This is a genomic window from Maribacter spongiae, from assembly GCF_047345125.1.
In the GTDB taxonomy this organism is placed as follows: domain Bacteria; phylum Bacteroidota; class Bacteroidia; order Flavobacteriales; family Flavobacteriaceae; genus Maribacter.
Genome location: NZ_JBLFEQ010000003.1, coordinates 26,478 through 43,142, shown reverse-complemented (window position 1 = coordinate 43,142; position 16,665 = coordinate 26,478). Strand labels below are relative to the sequence as shown.

Genomic DNA, 16,665 nt, shown 5'->3' with positions numbered 1-16,665 from the left:
ATGAAGTTTGGAAAGGTTGAAAATCCTGAATTGATTGATTTTACATTACCTGAAGACCATCCTGATACGGAAATTGTATTAAATAATACCAAGTCCAATAAACCTCTCCAAGTTTACGTCGGGTGTGCAAAATGGAACAAAAAAGACCTTAAAAATTTCTATCCGAAAAATTTACCAACATATAGGGGAACTAAAGATGAACTGGCCTATTATTCCACACAGTTCAACTGCATAGAGCTGAACGCTACGTTTTACCGTATCTTTTCTGTTGAAACCTATCAAAAATGGTATGAAAAGACCCCGGCCAATTTTAAGTTTTTCCCAAAAATAATACAAAATGTAAGCCACTTGAGAAGATTAAACGATCAGGCTTACCCCATTTTAGAGGAATACCTGAACGTTACGGCACATCTTAAAGAAAAGTTGGGTACGGTGTTTTTGCAAATGCATAATAACTTTAGTCCCAAAGATTGGGACCGGGTGGTGAACTTTGTCCAAAAATGGCCCAAAGAATTTAGGTTGTCCATGGAGTTTAGACATACAGATTGGTTCAATGATAAAAAGGTAGCCCAGGAACTTTATCACCTTTTGGAAGAAAACGGAATTGCGAATACCCTGGTGGATACCGCCGGGCGCAGGGATATTATGCATATGCGGTTGACCAATGACGAGGCGTTTATACGATACGTGGGGGCCAACCATGAGAGCGATTATTCCCGATTGGACGATTGGGTGGTAAGACTAATAAAATGGAAAGCACAAGGACTTAAAAAAGTCAACTTTTTTGTGCATCAGAATATGGAGTTGGAATCCCCTTTATTATCGGCCTATTTTATTAAAAAGTTAAATGAAAAGCTCAATTGTAGCTTGACCGTTCCGAAAACATTGACACCACCAAACATGTTATTTTAAATACAACATACAGTTAGTTGATTTTTAATTGGTTAACATGTTTTGTCTAAACTTTTAAATAAAGTGAATTCAACTATTGGAGGTTGCGGCACCCATCTTGCCCGGCCGTGGTGCGTTACTAACGAATAATCTCCTCGGCGGGGGATTATTTCGATCATTTCCATTTTTAATAAACCCGGGTATCATACAATAATTGTGTAAAATTATGATACCCGTAAAGTTACTGATGTTTATATCTTTAGAAGTGTCCATTACCATCGTAATTTAAAGTATGGATATGGTTTTCTAGGGCAACTTCTTTCATATTTTCCAGCTTATTTCACTAGTACAAATAAACTTACTGTATTGGATATCTTGTTGAATAACGGGATATATCATAAACCCCATACCTACAAATAGAGACCGTTCACAACAAAAAAGGAAGGCTAGAAAACATTTAATTGCCGAAAGAACAGGAATGTGGGAATTTTAAATTTATTGGAGAATAATGTAAAAACCATAAAAACGGAATTTTAACCTATGCCCATTTCGAAAACCAAAGACCTACTTGATCAATTGTTTCAATTGGAATCGTCATTGAACAAGTTTTCCTATGAGGAATTAAATACAAAGGAAGCCGTGGCCTTGAAACGTTCTTTCGATAATTTTAAGAACGATTTGGAAAATCGAATTTTTCAACCTGAAGACAGTAGCCTCCCCGAAGATACAAGCCTTCATACCAAAGAAAGGGAAAACACTGGGGAACGCTTTATGGACAATGAATTTATTGCCCATGTGAGTCATGAAATACGAACGCCGTTGAATGGCATTATTGGTTTTGCCAACCTTCTTAAGGAAGAAAAGCTGGATAAAAGCCAATTAAAGAAGGTAGATGCCATACGATCCGCTTCATTCACTTTAATGGAAATCATTAATGAGATATTGGAATATTCCAAACTTACCTCAGGTATGGAAAATTTCAACTCCGTAGATTTCAACTTTCATGGATTGATCAAAGATGTGATGTTCTTATGTAAGACCTTGATAGTTGATAAGAATATAGACCTTAAGGTACACCTTGACCCCAAAATCCCAAAAATACTGTGTGGTGACCCATCCAAACTTTCCCAAGTCCTACTCAACCTTTTGGGAAATGCGATAAAATTTGTTGAAAAAGGTCACGTAAAACTTGCTGTTGAGATCAAGGAACAAGAGAAAAACAGCTATGTTTTACGGTTTTCTGTCGAAGACACGGGAATAGGTATTCCCAAAGCGGAGCTCAACAACGTTTTTGAACGCTATAGACAGGTGGAACGCACCACTTCTTTAAAATATGGTGGCACAGGATTGGGACTTAGCATTGTCAAGGAAATTATTGAAAAACAAAAAGGTGAAATTACCGTAAAAAGCAAGGAAGGAATCGGCACCACTTTTGAATTCTTGATTCCATATGTAAAAGGAACATCGCAGCATATCCCCAAAAAAGACCTGAACAAATGTAATATACAAAAGGGCAGGCAATTATTGGAAGGTACGGGCATATTGGTTTTTGAGGATAATGTGCTTAACCAACATTTAATTAGCGAACAATTGAATAAATGGGGGTGCAGGGTCTATGTTACGGACAATGGGAAAAAAGGCATTGACATGTTAAAAACACTTGATATTGATCTTGTATTGATGGATTTGAAAATGCCGGGAATGAGCGGGTTTGAAGTTTCGAGGAAAATCCGATCCATTCGGGACAAAAGTATCGGCCAAATCCCAATAATTGCCTTAAGTGCGGATTTTAGCTCGCAAGATCAAAAACAATGTATTTCTTCTGGAATAAACGATTTTATACTAAAGCCCTATACTTTGGACGAGCTGTTGCTCAAAGTACTCAAGACCAAAAAAGAAAAAAGATTGCCCAAGGGCAGTGCACACTTATTACGGCAAAAGACAATTGCACCCATACAGGAAGAAACCATAGACTTGGATGCCGTTTTAAAAGATTGTTTTGGAAAAGTAGATATGTTGACCGAACTGATCAGGCTCTTTAAACAAAATGTACTGGAATTTGTTGGGAGGACAAAAGTACATCTGGCAAATAACGATTTGAAGGAAATTTCATTGGCCGCCCATAAATTAAAGGCCGGTCTCACTATGATGAAAGCAGGGCACTTACGTAATATTATTGTTCAGATCGAAGAAAAATGCAAACAGAACGAACGTCAAGAAGTAACCGATTTATTTGAGCTGTTTCTAAAGGAATATCCCAAAAACGAAGCAGCCATAGACAGTGCCTTGATTAAATTAAAAAAAGAATAAATGTCAAAAAAGCGAATATTACTGGCCGATGATGATGAGCTTTTGGCTTCATTGTTGAACTTTAGATTGAAAAAAGGAGGATACGAAGTCCATTATTCCGCCAATGGAAAAGAAGTAAAGGAATACCTATCGCATTCCATGCCGGATATCATCATCTCCGATATTATGATGCCTTATTTTTCGGGAATTGAATTGATAGATCACGTGAGGAACCATCTTTCTTCCCAGACACCGATTATCATAATATCCTCTGCCGGAAACGAAGAAAACGTGTTGAGTGCTTTTGAAATGGGTGCCAATGATTTTATATCCAAACCCGTAAGTCCGTCGGAACTGCTGGTACGGGTAGCTAGAGAAATTAACAAAACCTGAGCCAGTTTGTCCTTAAGTCCCCCGACATACATACTGACTACCTTAATAAGTGCACCAAATATCCATACGGATTTACTTTGGGGCCTTACCTATCTTTTTATCGGATTGGTAGTGGTCTATTTTGGTTCGGTTTTTTTCTTAAGAAATAAGATTTCACGGGATGGGGAAAAGATAAAGGAGAAGAAAAAAGAACTTTCGCCCATAATCAGCGAATTCTTGTTCTATGATGAAAGTGGAAACAAGAAAGAAAAGATAAATTATATCGATTTAAAGATTCAAATACGGGAATTGATAAAGAACAGATTTGATCGAAAAGTCTTGACGGATATTCTTATGGACCTGCGCAAAGATGTCTCCGGGCAGACCCGCAAAGAGGTTTTTCGTATCTATCAAGATTTAGAACTGCATAAAGATGCCTATGAAAAATTAAAAAGCTGGCGATGGGAAGTGGTCTCAAAAGGACTTTTCGAACTGACCCAAATGGACGTTAAGGACTCCTTTAGGTTAATTACCCGGTTTATAAACGATAAACGCCCTACCATTCGTAAACAGGCAGAAATAGCCGTTGTTATGTTAAAAGAAGAGGGGATTACCTACTTTCTGGACCATACCCGATTTAAAATTTCGGAATGGCAACAATTGAAACTTTTGGATGTAGTAAGAAACAAGGAAAACTTTTTACCTCCTCCGTTTCGGTTGTGGTTGACCTCCAAGAACAACCATGTAGTGCTTTTTTCACTTCGCCTGATAAAATATTACAATCAAAATGATTCTAGAGCATCGCTCATAGAACTGGTAAAACATAGGAACGACCATATAAAAAAGGAAGCAATGGTCTGTTTAAGGGATTTTAATATAAAAGAATCCGTACAGACCTTAAAAATGGTCTTTCCAAAATGTGGCACGGATGTTAAAATGTACATTCTGGATGCCCTTGCCCAATTGGGAAGTGAGGCGGATATGGACTTCCTGAAGTGTGTAGAACAAAAAGAACCTGTATTTACGGTACGGAACAAAGCCATTAGTGCTATGAATACTATATGTCCGGAAGTTGTTCTACCAACCCAGGATATTGATCCGTTGGAGACCGTTATAAACAATGAAAAATTACGGGAGGAGAGTAAAGAGGAACAGTCAATAATTATAGAAAATCCGGCCGAAGCACCTCCGATCATAAATAAAAAAAATACAACAGAGCCAGAAGGTGAAGAAACTATAGCGTTTGATATTAATAATTTGGAAGTGTTTAGCGAAGAATTAAATCCCGATCCCGAAAAAAAACCTGAAGAGGATAAAAACCCTGAAATATGTCCGGAAGAACTTTCCTTTCTTCCCGTGGTAACGGAAATTGTTGAGGAACCGTCACTTCCTGAACTCAAGGAAATAAAAGAACCTCATAAAAAAGTCGATAAAGAGGAGTCCTCCTCAATATTGGATTATGGCTTTTTACCCATAGTCGTAGCAGAAGGGGAATCCCGTAATTCCATAAATGAACCCGTTAAAGAATTGAATGTTATCTATGATGAAGTATTGGATGTTTTATCATTACCGGTGCATGGAGAAGAGGTAAAAGGGGAAAATCAAGAAATTAAAACGGAAGCATCCGAAATTTCTGCAACGAACGACCCGGAACCAATGTTTTCCGATCAAATCCCCATTACATCATTGCTCAACATAGAAATAGACCATGAGGTGATAATACCATACGATGAATCGGAACAAATAGATTGGTCCATGGCCTTTGAAAAGGAAATAGAGGAACATACCGATATCCTTGCAGATCTATCCCTTACTACAAATGATCTTACCATCGATTTCCCAATTGCGGATAACTTTATAAATGAAGAATCATTTATACCGGAACCATTGTTTTACGAAGATGCCATTCTGGAAAAAATGGTTCAATTGGAAAATATCGAGGAACTGGGAGATTGCAGGGAAATACCTTATTTAAAGGCACTTTTGGTAAGTGAAAAATCAGAAGTGATTAGGGTCAGGATCGGGGATCTTATCCAAAAATTTTCCAACAACAATTCAATTCCCCATTTCAAGGTTGATCCATTGCATTCATCGAATAGCGTTTTCAATGAACTCATTGAAAAAAGTGATTTGGAAGCCAAATTGATTCTCATCCATGAAATAGCCGAGGTAGGGGACGAAAAAGAACTTCCCTTATTGCGATCTTTAGCAGAGGATAAAGAAAAGCTAGTAAGCAAGCAAGCGAGAATAGCTTTGAAAACATTGAAAAAAAGAATACTCCTAGATGAGGAGGAAAAACGATCAAATCCAGATAGAAAGGAAAACGACCCCATAATTTCCAATGTTCTGGATGCCAAAGAAGATTTGTTCGATCTTAATTTTGTTCCTGAAAAGGGAATGGGCCAAAGCCACACTTCCGGAACGAGAACTTCCATGATGACCATGGGAAATACCTTATTTGACCACTTATGTTCCATGTCTTCCAAATTTTATAACAAGATCAATGGATAGCGGTATTTTTGATATCATATTAGAATACATAAACATTGTTTTTTTGATGTTTACGGTCGTGCTATTTACCATGTTCACGGCCATGGGTTATCTATCCACCAGAAATTCTATCCATTACAGAAACAAAAATAGCTTTGGGGACATGTCCAAACTTATGGCTTCTCCCTTGGCTCCGAGCATTACTATTATTGCCCCTGCCTATAATGAAGGTCTGACTATTGTAGAGAACATCCGGTCGTTAATGTCCTTGCGTTATGTGAATTATGAAGTAATGGTCGTAAACGATGGCAGTAAGGACGATACGTTACAAAAAATGATAGAAGCCTATGACCTGGTTAAAGTAGAACAGGAAATTGATCCCAATTGGAAATCCAAGCCCATACGCGGAATTTATAAATCGCCCCATAAGGCTTTTTCAAAGTTAACGGTAATAGATAAGGAAAATGGAGGGAAGTCCGATGCCCTGAACACAGGTATGGCTCTATCTACCAACCAATATGTAGGCTGCATAGATGTGGATTGTCTCTTATTGCCAGATGCCCTTTTGCATGTGGTAAAATCTTTTTATCAACGTTCCGAAAAAAGGGTCATAGCCGTTGGAGGGGTCATCCGTGTAGCAAATTCCTGTATCATCCAGGGCGGGCAACTGGAAGAAATACGATTGCCGACGAATTGGTTGGCACGGTTTCAATTATTGGAATATACACGTTCTTTTATTTTGGGAAGAATGGCCTGGGGAAGAATAGATAGTTTATTGATCATCTCCGGAGCCTTTGGATTCTTTGATAGGGAAATTGCATTGGCCGTTGATGGTTATGATACCAATACAGTAGGGGAGGATATGGAAATCGTCTTTAAGATGAGACGTTATATGCATGAAAGAAAACTGCCTTATACCGTGGAATATATTCCCGATCCCCTTTGTTGGACCGAGGTGCCCGAGGACACCAAGATTCTCGTGAACCAGAGGGATCGCTGGGCCCGGGGAAATTTGGAAACCTTGTTCAAGCATAAGGACATGTTCTTTAATCCTAAATTCGGGCGATTGGGCATGCTAAGTTACCCCTATTGGTTCTTTTATGAATGGTTGGCACCCCTATTGGAGTTTTTTGGTTTTTTCACCATCATTCTTTTTTACTGGTTGGGCATTCTCAATTGGGACTTTTTTATAGCGATTACGGCCACGGTCTATGTTTTTTCCATTATGTTTTCTTTTTATGCCATTCTGTGGGATGTGTATTCGTACAATGAATATAAAAAGACCAAGGACATCCTTATTTTGATGTTATGTGCCATTATAGAACCCCTGACCTTTCATCCTATCGTGGTATGGTCTGCCGTTAGGGGCAATTATAAAAAACTGTTCAAGATAAAATCCGGTTGGGGGTCACAGGTAAGAAAAGGATTTGCCAAAGCAAGTTAAGATGCATGTTGTTCACAACATATCAAAAAATCAACAGGAAAAGACCTTAAAGGACTTTATTCCCTTGGCGGTTACTTTTTTTATCGGCCTTGTTTTATTGTCCGTTTATCAGAACATTGCACTATATGTTGCGGGAGTATTGGACAGTGTTATCAATAAAAGTTTTTTCATTTTATTGGTCCATCAATTAGGTTTTGCCTCGGTATGCGCCCTTTTCACGGCTTTTCTTTTTAATTTTTTGGAAGCCCGAAAACCAAAATTGGGATATCATACCGCAAAAGGTATGTTCATGGTCCTATTAATCGCAGAAGGAGTTTTAATGACCTACTATGTTCAGAATTATGAGACTTTAGGGGCCAATTTGTTCGGGCTGGTCAAATCTGCCGGGATAAGGTTTTCATTTTTTCAGGCCTTGGGTGTTTCGACTATTACGTTGTGTATATGTCATTATACAAGTAGGTACGTTTCCTCTTTTTATACTATAATCAGCAGGATGTATCCTATTACCCTAATCTTGTTCAGTATGTTTTTGGCTACACTGTATTCCGAGAAGAAACAAGTGAACGAAAGCAAGACACAACACCTGTTGGAGCGGATCGCTAAAAATGTGTTTCAGTCCGATGTTTATGAGGACGATGAAGAATTTCCATTAGTAACATCTTACGACCAACCGACAGAACTCCACAAATACCTCGAATTAACAGAGCGCCTTCCAGATATAAAAATTATTATTGTAAATGGTCTGGGAAGCGATTTTATGGGAAATCAAAAACCGTACGGCCTGTTCATGCCCCATTTGGATCAATTAAAAAATGAATCCCTTTATTGGAGTAACTTTTTAAGCAATACCGGGGAAAGTCATGCAGCCTTGCCTACTGTTATAGGATCCTTGCCTTTTGGCCAGAACGGTTTTACAAATTTGGAAAACTTCAACTATAGAAATACCCTGTTCAGCATATTAAAACATAATGGGTACAGTACTACATTCGGTTTTGGAGGCAATACAGGGCTTTACGCTATAGACAGGTTCCTTAAAGAGGAGAAAGTAACGACTATTTTAGATAAAACCGCTTTTGGCAGTGCATATGAACAACAAGAAGAAGATGCGGCCGGAATTTCATTGGGATATCCGGACAAAGCATTGTTCAAGCGTTATAATGCGGAAAACTTATCCGCTAATACACCCCGTTTGGATGTTCTTTGCACGTTGAGCACCGGTGAACCCTATCTCATTCCCCAAACGGACAACTATGTTCAAAAGGTTAAAAAGCAAATGGAAGATTCTGGATTACCGGAAAAAACAAAGAGGATCATTGCCAAAAATGAAAAACTCTTTGCCAGTTTTATATATGCTGATGAGGCTTTGGGAGAATTTATGGTTTCGGAAAAAAAGAAGAAAGGGTATGGGAATACGATCTATATCATCACAGGAAGCCATTACACTTCGGGTCTGCCACAAGAAAACCCACTGGCCAGATATAGGGTGCCGTTATTGATCCACAGCCCCTTATTGAAAACCAATAAAGAAATTACCATAATGGCCTCCCATGCGGATATAACACCTTCTTTACTGTCTGTTTTGCAGAGAACCTATAATTTAAAGATACCCGATGAAGTGGCTTGGATGGGGGGCGATCTGTTCCGCGGAAAAAATATCGTATCAAAGAAAAAAATCCCACTATTAAGAGGTTCACATAATATAAGGGATTATATAAGGGGGGATTATTTTTTATCGGACGGGGATGTATTTGTGCTGGATAAAAACCTCAAGCTACAAGAAGCCGTTAATGAAAAGGAAATTAACACGATCAAGAAAGATTTCAGGTTCTTTAAATCCGTAAACAAGTACGTTACGGAAAACAACAAAATTATTCCGGAACGTATCTCATTGGTAGCCAATACTAAAAAAGAGTTCAATAAGGAGGAGATGATCTGGATTCAAAGCGTTTTTAACGGGAAAGATTTTGATAAGGCCTATAAAACGGCCAAAAATCTAGCGATAAACAAAGAATGGGAACGAGCCTTATTGCTGTGCGATTACATTTTAAGTGAAATACCCAGACATGCCGATGCCGAAATACTTATGGGAAGGTTGTATGCGTGGCAGGAACAATATGAGATGTCCATTACCGTTTTAAAAAAGGTCATATACAAATACCCCAAATATGATGATGGTTATTGCGCTATAATGGATACTTATTTCTGGTCCGGGCAAAATGGAAAAGTCTATGAAATAGAAAAATTAGTACGATCACATAAAGTTAAAAGTATGATGTTATCCGAAAAAATCCAGAGATCCATTCAACTGGTGCAACAGGAAAAACTTAAGGAAACATCTCAAAAAATAAAAAATGCTACCGTTCAAATTTTAGAAAGCATGCAACAATGAAAAGAATCGTATTTCTACTTACAATAATACATTTTCTTGGCATTTATACAATAATGGCCCAGGACGCTACCTATTCGGGAAATCCCGATGCATCGTTCCTTACGGCGCGGGAATTGGCATTCTCCGGCCAAAGGGATATGGCACGGGATACATTAAAAAGTATTCTCACCAAATATCCGGATTACATAGATGTTAGATGCCTTATGGCCAAAACCTACAGTTGGGACAATGATCATGATGAGGCAAGATTGCAGTTTAACCGTATTACAAGTAGGGAAAAGAAAAATAAAGAGGTTTGGGTAGCGGCCATAAAAAATGAACAATATGCTAAAAACTACACCATTGCCCTGGGGCTGACCAACAAGGCCCTGTTGTATCTAGAAGATGACGGAGAGTTGCTTGGGCTACATGCGCAAATACTAAAACAGATCGAAGCGCAGCAGTTACTACAAAATATACTTAAAGAAACAAAAAAAGAGGATAAAAGCGATCAATCCATTACACTTTACACCCAGGGAGAATTTTTTGATGAAGGCTTGGATGCCATGTATTATGGAGCGTTGGAATACAAAAAAAAGACGAAATGGGGTGTCTTGATCCCCAGGCTCAATTTCAACAGACGCTTTAATAACGATGGTATCCAAGCTGAGATGGATGCTTACCCCAGATTTTCAAAAACCCTAAGCGGTTATTTCAATTACGGGTTTTCCGGCTCCAAAATCTTTCCAAGGCACAGAATAGGAGGGGAGGTCTTGAAAGAATTGCCCAAAGCCTTGGAAGTTTCCCTCGGATTTAGACATTTATCTTTTGAAAATGACAATGCCACCATCCTTACCGGAACTTTTGGACTATACCGGGGAAACTACTACGCAGTTCTAAGACCTTACGTAGTACCGGATGCTAGGGAAGGCGTAGGTGTTTCGGGAAATCTGCTGATAAGAAAATACCTGAGGGACGGCAATAATTTCATGGGGCTGAATTTGGTCTATGGTTTTGATACGGAATTGAATCAATTTATTGTAGATGGCGCATTGCTCGCAGAGACATTGTTATATCTGGAATCCCAAAAACTGCGATTTGAATATCAATTCAGTAATTCCAAAAGCAACAATATCTACAAAACCAATTTAGGGGTCAACCGTCAAGAGTTGGCATTTAGTTCGGGGAAATTCTTTTGGTCCGTTACCGCGGGCATAGCCTATGAGCTAAAGTTTTAAGCCCGTTTCCATATAAAATGGGGATATATTGAAACCGACTGAGAGTTGACCCAGAGGAATTCTGTTCGTTTTAAAGACCTATTATTGACTTAGGTGCTTATCAAACTTAGGCTTCCGTAATTCTGTAATCTTTATGGCAATGCATTATATATAGGTCCGGTCATCTTACGTTGTGTTTATCTTTTTATTCCGGCAAAATACCCGGCTTTACCTATATTATGGCCTATGTTGACAACAACAATACTGTGCTTCACCACAATTAATTGCCTAAAAAATACGTTATATCTATTTTTAGGACATGAACATGAGTACCCAAATCTAAAATAACCATTTAATCCCAACAAATGCTCTACGATACCTACGGTGAGGAATATTTGATATTCCTACAAGAATTAAACGAAATTTTAAGTATTAATGAATTGGTGGAATTGGACTATATGTAAGTTCACGACCTTTTCTCTACAACCCCCAAAAACCTACGATTATGGCTTTACAGCATCAGGATAACAATTCCTATCAGAATTTCATTCAGGATTTAAACGATATTCTTGTTGATTACGATATCAGCAAATTAAACTATTCTTAGTGTTAGTGTGTTAATAAGTAAAAACGCCCGTCTTAAAAAAACGGGCGTTTTGTTTTAATGGGTTGTTATTCTCAGCCCAAATACGTTTTCAATAATTTACTTCTCGAATTATGGCGTAGTTTGCGAATTGCCTTTTCCCGTATTTGTCGAACACGTTCTCTGGTCAGATCAAAGGTTTGACCTATTTCTGCCAAGGTCATTGATTGATGGTCGCCAATACCATAATACAACTTTACAACGTCCGCTTCCCGAGGGGACAGGGTTTCCAAAGCTCTATTGATTTCCGTATTAAGTGACTGATGCAAAAGCTTGTTATCCGGTTTGGGCGATTCCCCGGAACGCAACACATCGTATAAATTGGAATCCTCCCCTTCACGTAAGGGGGCATCCATGGATACATGTCTCCCGGAATTTTTCAAGGATTGTTTTACCTCTGTCACCGTCATTTCCAATTCCTTGGCAATTTCCTCTGCGGAAGGAGGTCGTTCGTGGGTCTGTTCCAAATAAGAGAAAGTCCTTTTTATCTTGTTAATAGAACCAATTTTGTTCAGCGGAAGCCTTACGACCCTGGATTGTTCGGCCAAGGCTTGCAAAATGGACTGTCTGATCCACCACACGGCATAGGAGATAAATTTAAACCCCCGGGTTTCATCAAAACGTTTGGCCGCTTTAACAAGGCCCAGATTGCCCTCATTGATCAAATCGGGCAGTTTTAATCCTTGATTCTGGTATTGTTTGGCCACGGAGACTACAAAACGCAGATTGGCCGTGGTCAGTTTCTCGAGGGCTACCTGATCCCCCTGCTTTATTTTTTGTGCTAATTCTACTTCTTCATTTGCAGTTATTAAATCGATTTTACTGATATCCTGCAAGTACTTATCCAATGATTTCGATTCCCGATTGGTGACCTGCTTGATAATCTTTAGTTGCCTCATGTATGTGAATGGATTTTAGGATTCGTACAAGTCTTCATTATAACTTTTTTTTATGTCTTTTCCAAAGGGTAAAAGACTTACTTATACATATTTTATGAGCTTTTAAGAAAAGTTTAGCGTATTTCCATCGTTCATTGCGTAAAGCGTATTTTTGATATTGAACTCATCTTGACTTTTTGTGTTTGACCGAAAATGAGGGGAAATTTGACCACATGAAGCACTTTTTGAAAATTATAGCATCGCTACAAGTGAAAAAAGTAATGAAATATGGGTGAATTTCAGTCATTTTTTAGGAAATAGAAAAAGTCAAGATGAGTTCATTACAAATCGATTATGAGCAAAAGGGCGCTAAAGGGTTATCTGAAAAAATTATCAAAGGAAGATCTGGAAGAACAGGTCGTAGATCTATATCATCGTTTTCAGGTAGTGAAGACCTATTATGATTTTGTCTTTAATCCTAAAGAAGAAAAACTGGTGCAGGAAGCGAAAGCCAAAATTTCCAATGAATACTTTCCGTTAAAACGCAAAAAGCCAAAAGCCAGGCGATCAGTGGCTCAAAAATATGTGAAGCATTTTAAGACCTTGGGCATGGATCCGTTTTTGATCGCGGATGTCATGTGTTTTAATTTGGAAATTGCACAGACTTTCTCCGCAGAACGAAATGTACCCGACGCCTTCTATAAAAGCATGCTCAATTCCTTTACGGAAATGGTACGACACGTCATACAAAACGGGATTTCACCGGATTTTAAGGCACGTATCACAAAGATTCATCAAACCATTGAAGAACAACAATGGCTTTATGAAGATGAATTTTATAAGGTTATGGACCTGTTGGATTAAAGACCTCTCTATAATCGGAAATCATCATATTTACGAATACGTGTCATTATAGATATGCTGAATTCCTTGGCCTTTTCAGACTACATGGGGAGTCGTTTGAGAAACGATAAAATAATCCAGAAAATATCCACACAATTAAAACCGTTGAGAGAAAAAAGGGCTTGCCAAGAAGATGATTACAACGATACACTATATCCAAAAGATTCAAAACAGCTGAACGACCATATTAACCAAAATCGTATTTTAGGCGGACACTAATGATCTAAAATATATTTTTATACAATATTTGTAGGTAGCATTTCATATGATAATTATATTTAGTCTTTGAGAATAATACTGAGATTCTAAGCAATAATAAGGTGTTTGTTTTCTTATCGATATCTATTTCTGATGAAAATTGATGTATTACAAACTTTAACAATCTACCGTATATATGCATGCGTATTTATTTCCTGGTCAGGGCACTCAATTTCCCGGTATGGGAAAAGAGCTGTTTGAAAGATTTAAATTGGCCCAAGAATATTTTAAAAGAGGTAATGATATTTTAGGGTTTTCAATTACAGATGTAATGTTTGAAGGATCTGCTGAAAATTTGAAACAAACAAAGTTTTCTCAACCTGCAATTTTTTTACATTCATTTATTCTTGTAAAAACCCTTGGTAATGATTTTAAACCTGATATGGTCGCCGGGCATTCTTTGGGTGAAATATCGGCTTTGGCCGCTATTGGTTCTTTAGATTTTGAGTCGGCCTTAAAACTTATATCCAAACGTGCTTCTGCTATGCAAAAAGTCTGCGAAACAGAAAACACGGGTATGGCCGTTGTGATTGGCTTATATGATGTCATCGTTAAAGACATCTGTAGTCATATAGACGGAGTTGTTGTGCCTGCCAATTATAATGCGTTACATCAAGTTGTTATTTCAGGTGAAAAGAAAGCTCTCAAGGAAGCTTGCGATAAATTAAGGCCAGGTGCCAAGGGAGTTGTAAATTTACCTGTAAGTGGTGCATTTCATTCTCCCTTTATGGAGCCGATAGTTGAAGAATTCAGCGCAGCAATAGAGGAAACGGAATTCAAAAAGCCGATTTGCCCTATTTATCAAAATATTGCAGGTCGCCCGAGTAGTAATATAGACTTGATCAAGAAAAATTTGATCGATCAATTGACGCATCCCGTAATGTGGAGGCATACCATTTTACACATGATAGAGGATGGAGCTACTGAATTTACGGAAATTGGCCCTGGAAATTTCTTAAGGGGGCCTGTTCGTCAAATCAATAAAAATATGAATACCTACGGAATATTGTAAACGACAAAAACACTTTTCAAATTCCTTTTACCAATAAGGAATTTCTTGAAACCAACTATCCTAGGGGCAGAGCCATAAAGGTATTTCACCTCCGATAGTTATCGGGATTATTTTAATCCAAAAGGTTAAAAACCAAAACTCTGCTATTTAGGTTCCCGTTCTACCGGGAATGACAATTTCAACGGAAACCCGGAGGCAAAGCCTTTAGGATTTCTCTTTGATTAAAATACATATCGGGACAGTCTTTATGGATTTTGTATCGATTTCAAAATTTATATTTCCATGTAGCTTAAAAATCCCCTAATTTTATAAGGTTTTTGTGTTTTCAACCTAATTAAAAATGATATTCACTTTTTGAAACCGATAAAAGACATCTCGGAAAAGGTCCTATATGATTATCAGGAAGAGGACTTGAATACTATTTTCAAGTACTTGGAGGCCCATCCGGATAATTCTAACCTGCTTTATCAATTACCTACAGGAGGGGGAAAAACGGTGGTTTTCTCGGAAATAGCCAAACGCTACATCCAAAAGACACGGAAAAAGGTAGTTGTACTTACCCATCGGATAGAATTGAGTTTACAGACTTCAAAAATGTTACATGGTTTTGGGGTCAACAACAAAATAATCAACAGCGAGGTAAAGGAGCTTCAAGATCAGAATGAGTTTATGTGTTTTGTGGCCATGGTAGAAACCTTGAACAATAGGCTGCAAGAGGAAAAAGTAGAGATAAAGAACATTGGTCTGGTCATCATAGATGAAGCCCATTATAATTCTTTCCGAAAACTTTTCAAGTATTTTGAAGAAGCTACTATTTTGGGCGTAACGGCCACTCCGTTAAGTTCCAATATCAAACTTCCCATGAAGGATAACTATAAAAAGCTGATTATAGGGGAGTCCATAAATTCTTTAATACAAAAGAAGTTTTTGGCCAAGGCCAATATGTATAATTATGATGTAAGCCTGCAAAGCCTAAAACTGGGCATTAACGGGGATTATACCGTAAAATCTTCAGATGAGCTCTATAGCAATCACAGCATGCTGGGGAAATTGGTGTCCGCCTACAATGATATTGCAAAAGGCACCAAAACATTGATTTTCAATAACGGGATCAATACATCCCGATACGTTTATGAAACCTTTAAAAAAGCGGGATATAATATTCGCCATTTAGACAATAAGAATACGGCTTCGGAACGAAAGGAAATCTTGCATTGGTTTTCCGAAACCCCAGATGCCATATTGACTTCCGTTAGCATTCTAACTACGGGATTTGATGAACCTTCAGTAGAGACCATCATCCTGAACAGGGCCACACGATCGCTTACCCTTTATTTTCAGATGATCGGGCGTGGTTCTCGATATTTACCTCATAAAGAAGAGTTTACGGTAGTGGATATGGGAAACAATATTGCACGATTTGGTTTGTGGAACGCTCCCATAGATTGGCAGGAAATCTTTCATTTTCCCGATTTTTTCTTGGAAAACATCAAGAACGATGAGGAGATAGAGCGGGAATTCGTGTATGAAATGCCCAAAGAATTGCGTGCACAGTTTGCTAAATCCCAATGCATAGAATTCAACATTAAGGAAGAATATAAAAAGGTCTTCGCCCAAGGACAGAAATCCAAACTCGTGTTGGAAAAAAGTATAGAACAACACGCCAAAATCTGCGTAGAAAATGCCGAAGATGTGTTTGATGCCCGTATTCTGGCCAAACAGTTAAAAGAGGAAATTGCCTATAGGGTGCGACAATATTCTTATTGTATTATGAACAATACCAAAAACTACAAGGAATGGTTGGAGGAAGATTATGAACGAAAATTACGTTCCAAAATTTCTCAAAAATTTGCCACTAAAATGTAATTTTCGGATTGGTGTGAACAGTACCCCATAAATA

11 protein-coding genes are annotated in these 16,665 nt (G+C 38.1%); 10 read left to right on the top strand and 1 reads right to left on the bottom strand.

What is annotated here, in order from left to right; translation table 11 throughout:
• From ACKWB9_RS04970 to ACKWB9_RS04940, 7 genes are all read left to right on the top strand, one after another.
• Entirely contained in the window at positions 1-912 is a 912-nt protein-coding gene (locus ACKWB9_RS04970; protein WP_414001895.1) for a DUF72 domain-containing protein, read from the top strand.
• Positions 913-1,431: 519 nt separating this feature from the next.
• Positions 1,432-3,201 carry an ATP-binding protein gene (locus ACKWB9_RS04965; protein ID WP_414001894.1) on the top strand — a complete coding sequence of 590 codons (1,770 nt, stop codon included), beginning with the start codon at positions 1,432-1,434 and terminating at the stop codon, positions 3,199-3,201.
• Entirely contained in the window at positions 3,202-3,573 is a 372-nt protein-coding gene (locus tag ACKWB9_RS04960; RefSeq protein WP_414001893.1) for a response regulator transcription factor, read from the top strand. It abuts the gene before it with no gap.
• 6 nt (positions 3,574-3,579) lie between these two features.
• Positions 3,580-6,063 (top strand): hypothetical protein, encoded by a 2,484-nt coding sequence (locus tag ACKWB9_RS04955; protein ID WP_414001892.1) that lies wholly within the window; start codon positions 3,580-3,582, stop codon positions 6,061-6,063.
• Positions 6,056-7,486 (top strand): glycosyltransferase family 2 protein, encoded by a 1,431-nt coding sequence (locus ACKWB9_RS04950; protein ID WP_414001891.1) that lies wholly within the window; start codon positions 6,056-6,058, stop codon positions 7,484-7,486. Before ACKWB9_RS04955 ends, ACKWB9_RS04950 begins: the two co-directional genes overlap by 8 nt.
• 1 nt (position 7,487) lies before the next feature.
• On the top strand, positions 7,488-9,875 hold the full coding sequence (locus tag ACKWB9_RS04945) for a sulfatase-like hydrolase/transferase (RefSeq protein ID WP_414001890.1): 2,388 nt from the start codon (positions 7,488-7,490) through the stop codon (positions 9,873-9,875).
• Positions 9,872-11,092 carry a YaiO family outer membrane beta-barrel protein gene (locus tag ACKWB9_RS04940; protein ID WP_414001889.1) on the top strand — a complete coding sequence of 407 codons (1,221 nt, stop codon included), beginning with the start codon at positions 9,872-9,874 and terminating at the stop codon, positions 11,090-11,092. Before ACKWB9_RS04945 ends, ACKWB9_RS04940 begins: the two co-directional genes overlap by 4 nt.
• A gap of 657 nt (positions 11,093-11,749) precedes the next feature.
• On the opposite strand, the gene ACKWB9_RS04935 is transcribed toward ACKWB9_RS04940, so the two are convergent.
• Positions 11,750-12,613, bottom strand: a complete 864-nt coding sequence (locus ACKWB9_RS04935) for a sigma-70 family RNA polymerase sigma factor (RefSeq protein WP_414001888.1) — start codon at positions 12,611-12,613, stop codon at positions 11,750-11,752.
• A 333-nt stretch (positions 12,614-12,946) separates the two neighbouring features.
• Between ACKWB9_RS04935 and ACKWB9_RS04930 the strand changes: the two genes are divergently transcribed.
• The 3 genes from ACKWB9_RS04930 to ACKWB9_RS04920 all read left to right on the top strand — a co-directional run bounded on the left by ACKWB9_RS04930 (position 12,947) and on the right by ACKWB9_RS04920 (position 16,631).
• Entirely contained in the window at positions 12,947-13,456 is a 510-nt protein-coding gene (locus ACKWB9_RS04930; RefSeq protein ID WP_414001887.1) for a DUF6155 family protein, read from the top strand.
• A 433-nt stretch (positions 13,457-13,889) separates the two neighbouring features.
• Positions 13,890-14,765 (top strand): ACP S-malonyltransferase, encoded by an 876-nt coding sequence (gene fabD / locus ACKWB9_RS04925; protein ID WP_414001886.1) that lies wholly within the window; start codon positions 13,890-13,892, stop codon positions 14,763-14,765.
• A gap of 354 nt (positions 14,766-15,119) precedes the next feature.
• Positions 15,120-16,631, top strand: coding sequence for a DEAD/DEAH box helicase (locus tag ACKWB9_RS04920; protein WP_414001885.1), 1,512 nt, complete (start codon positions 15,120-15,122; stop codon positions 16,629-16,631).
• Positions 16,632-16,665 lie beyond the last annotated feature (34 nt).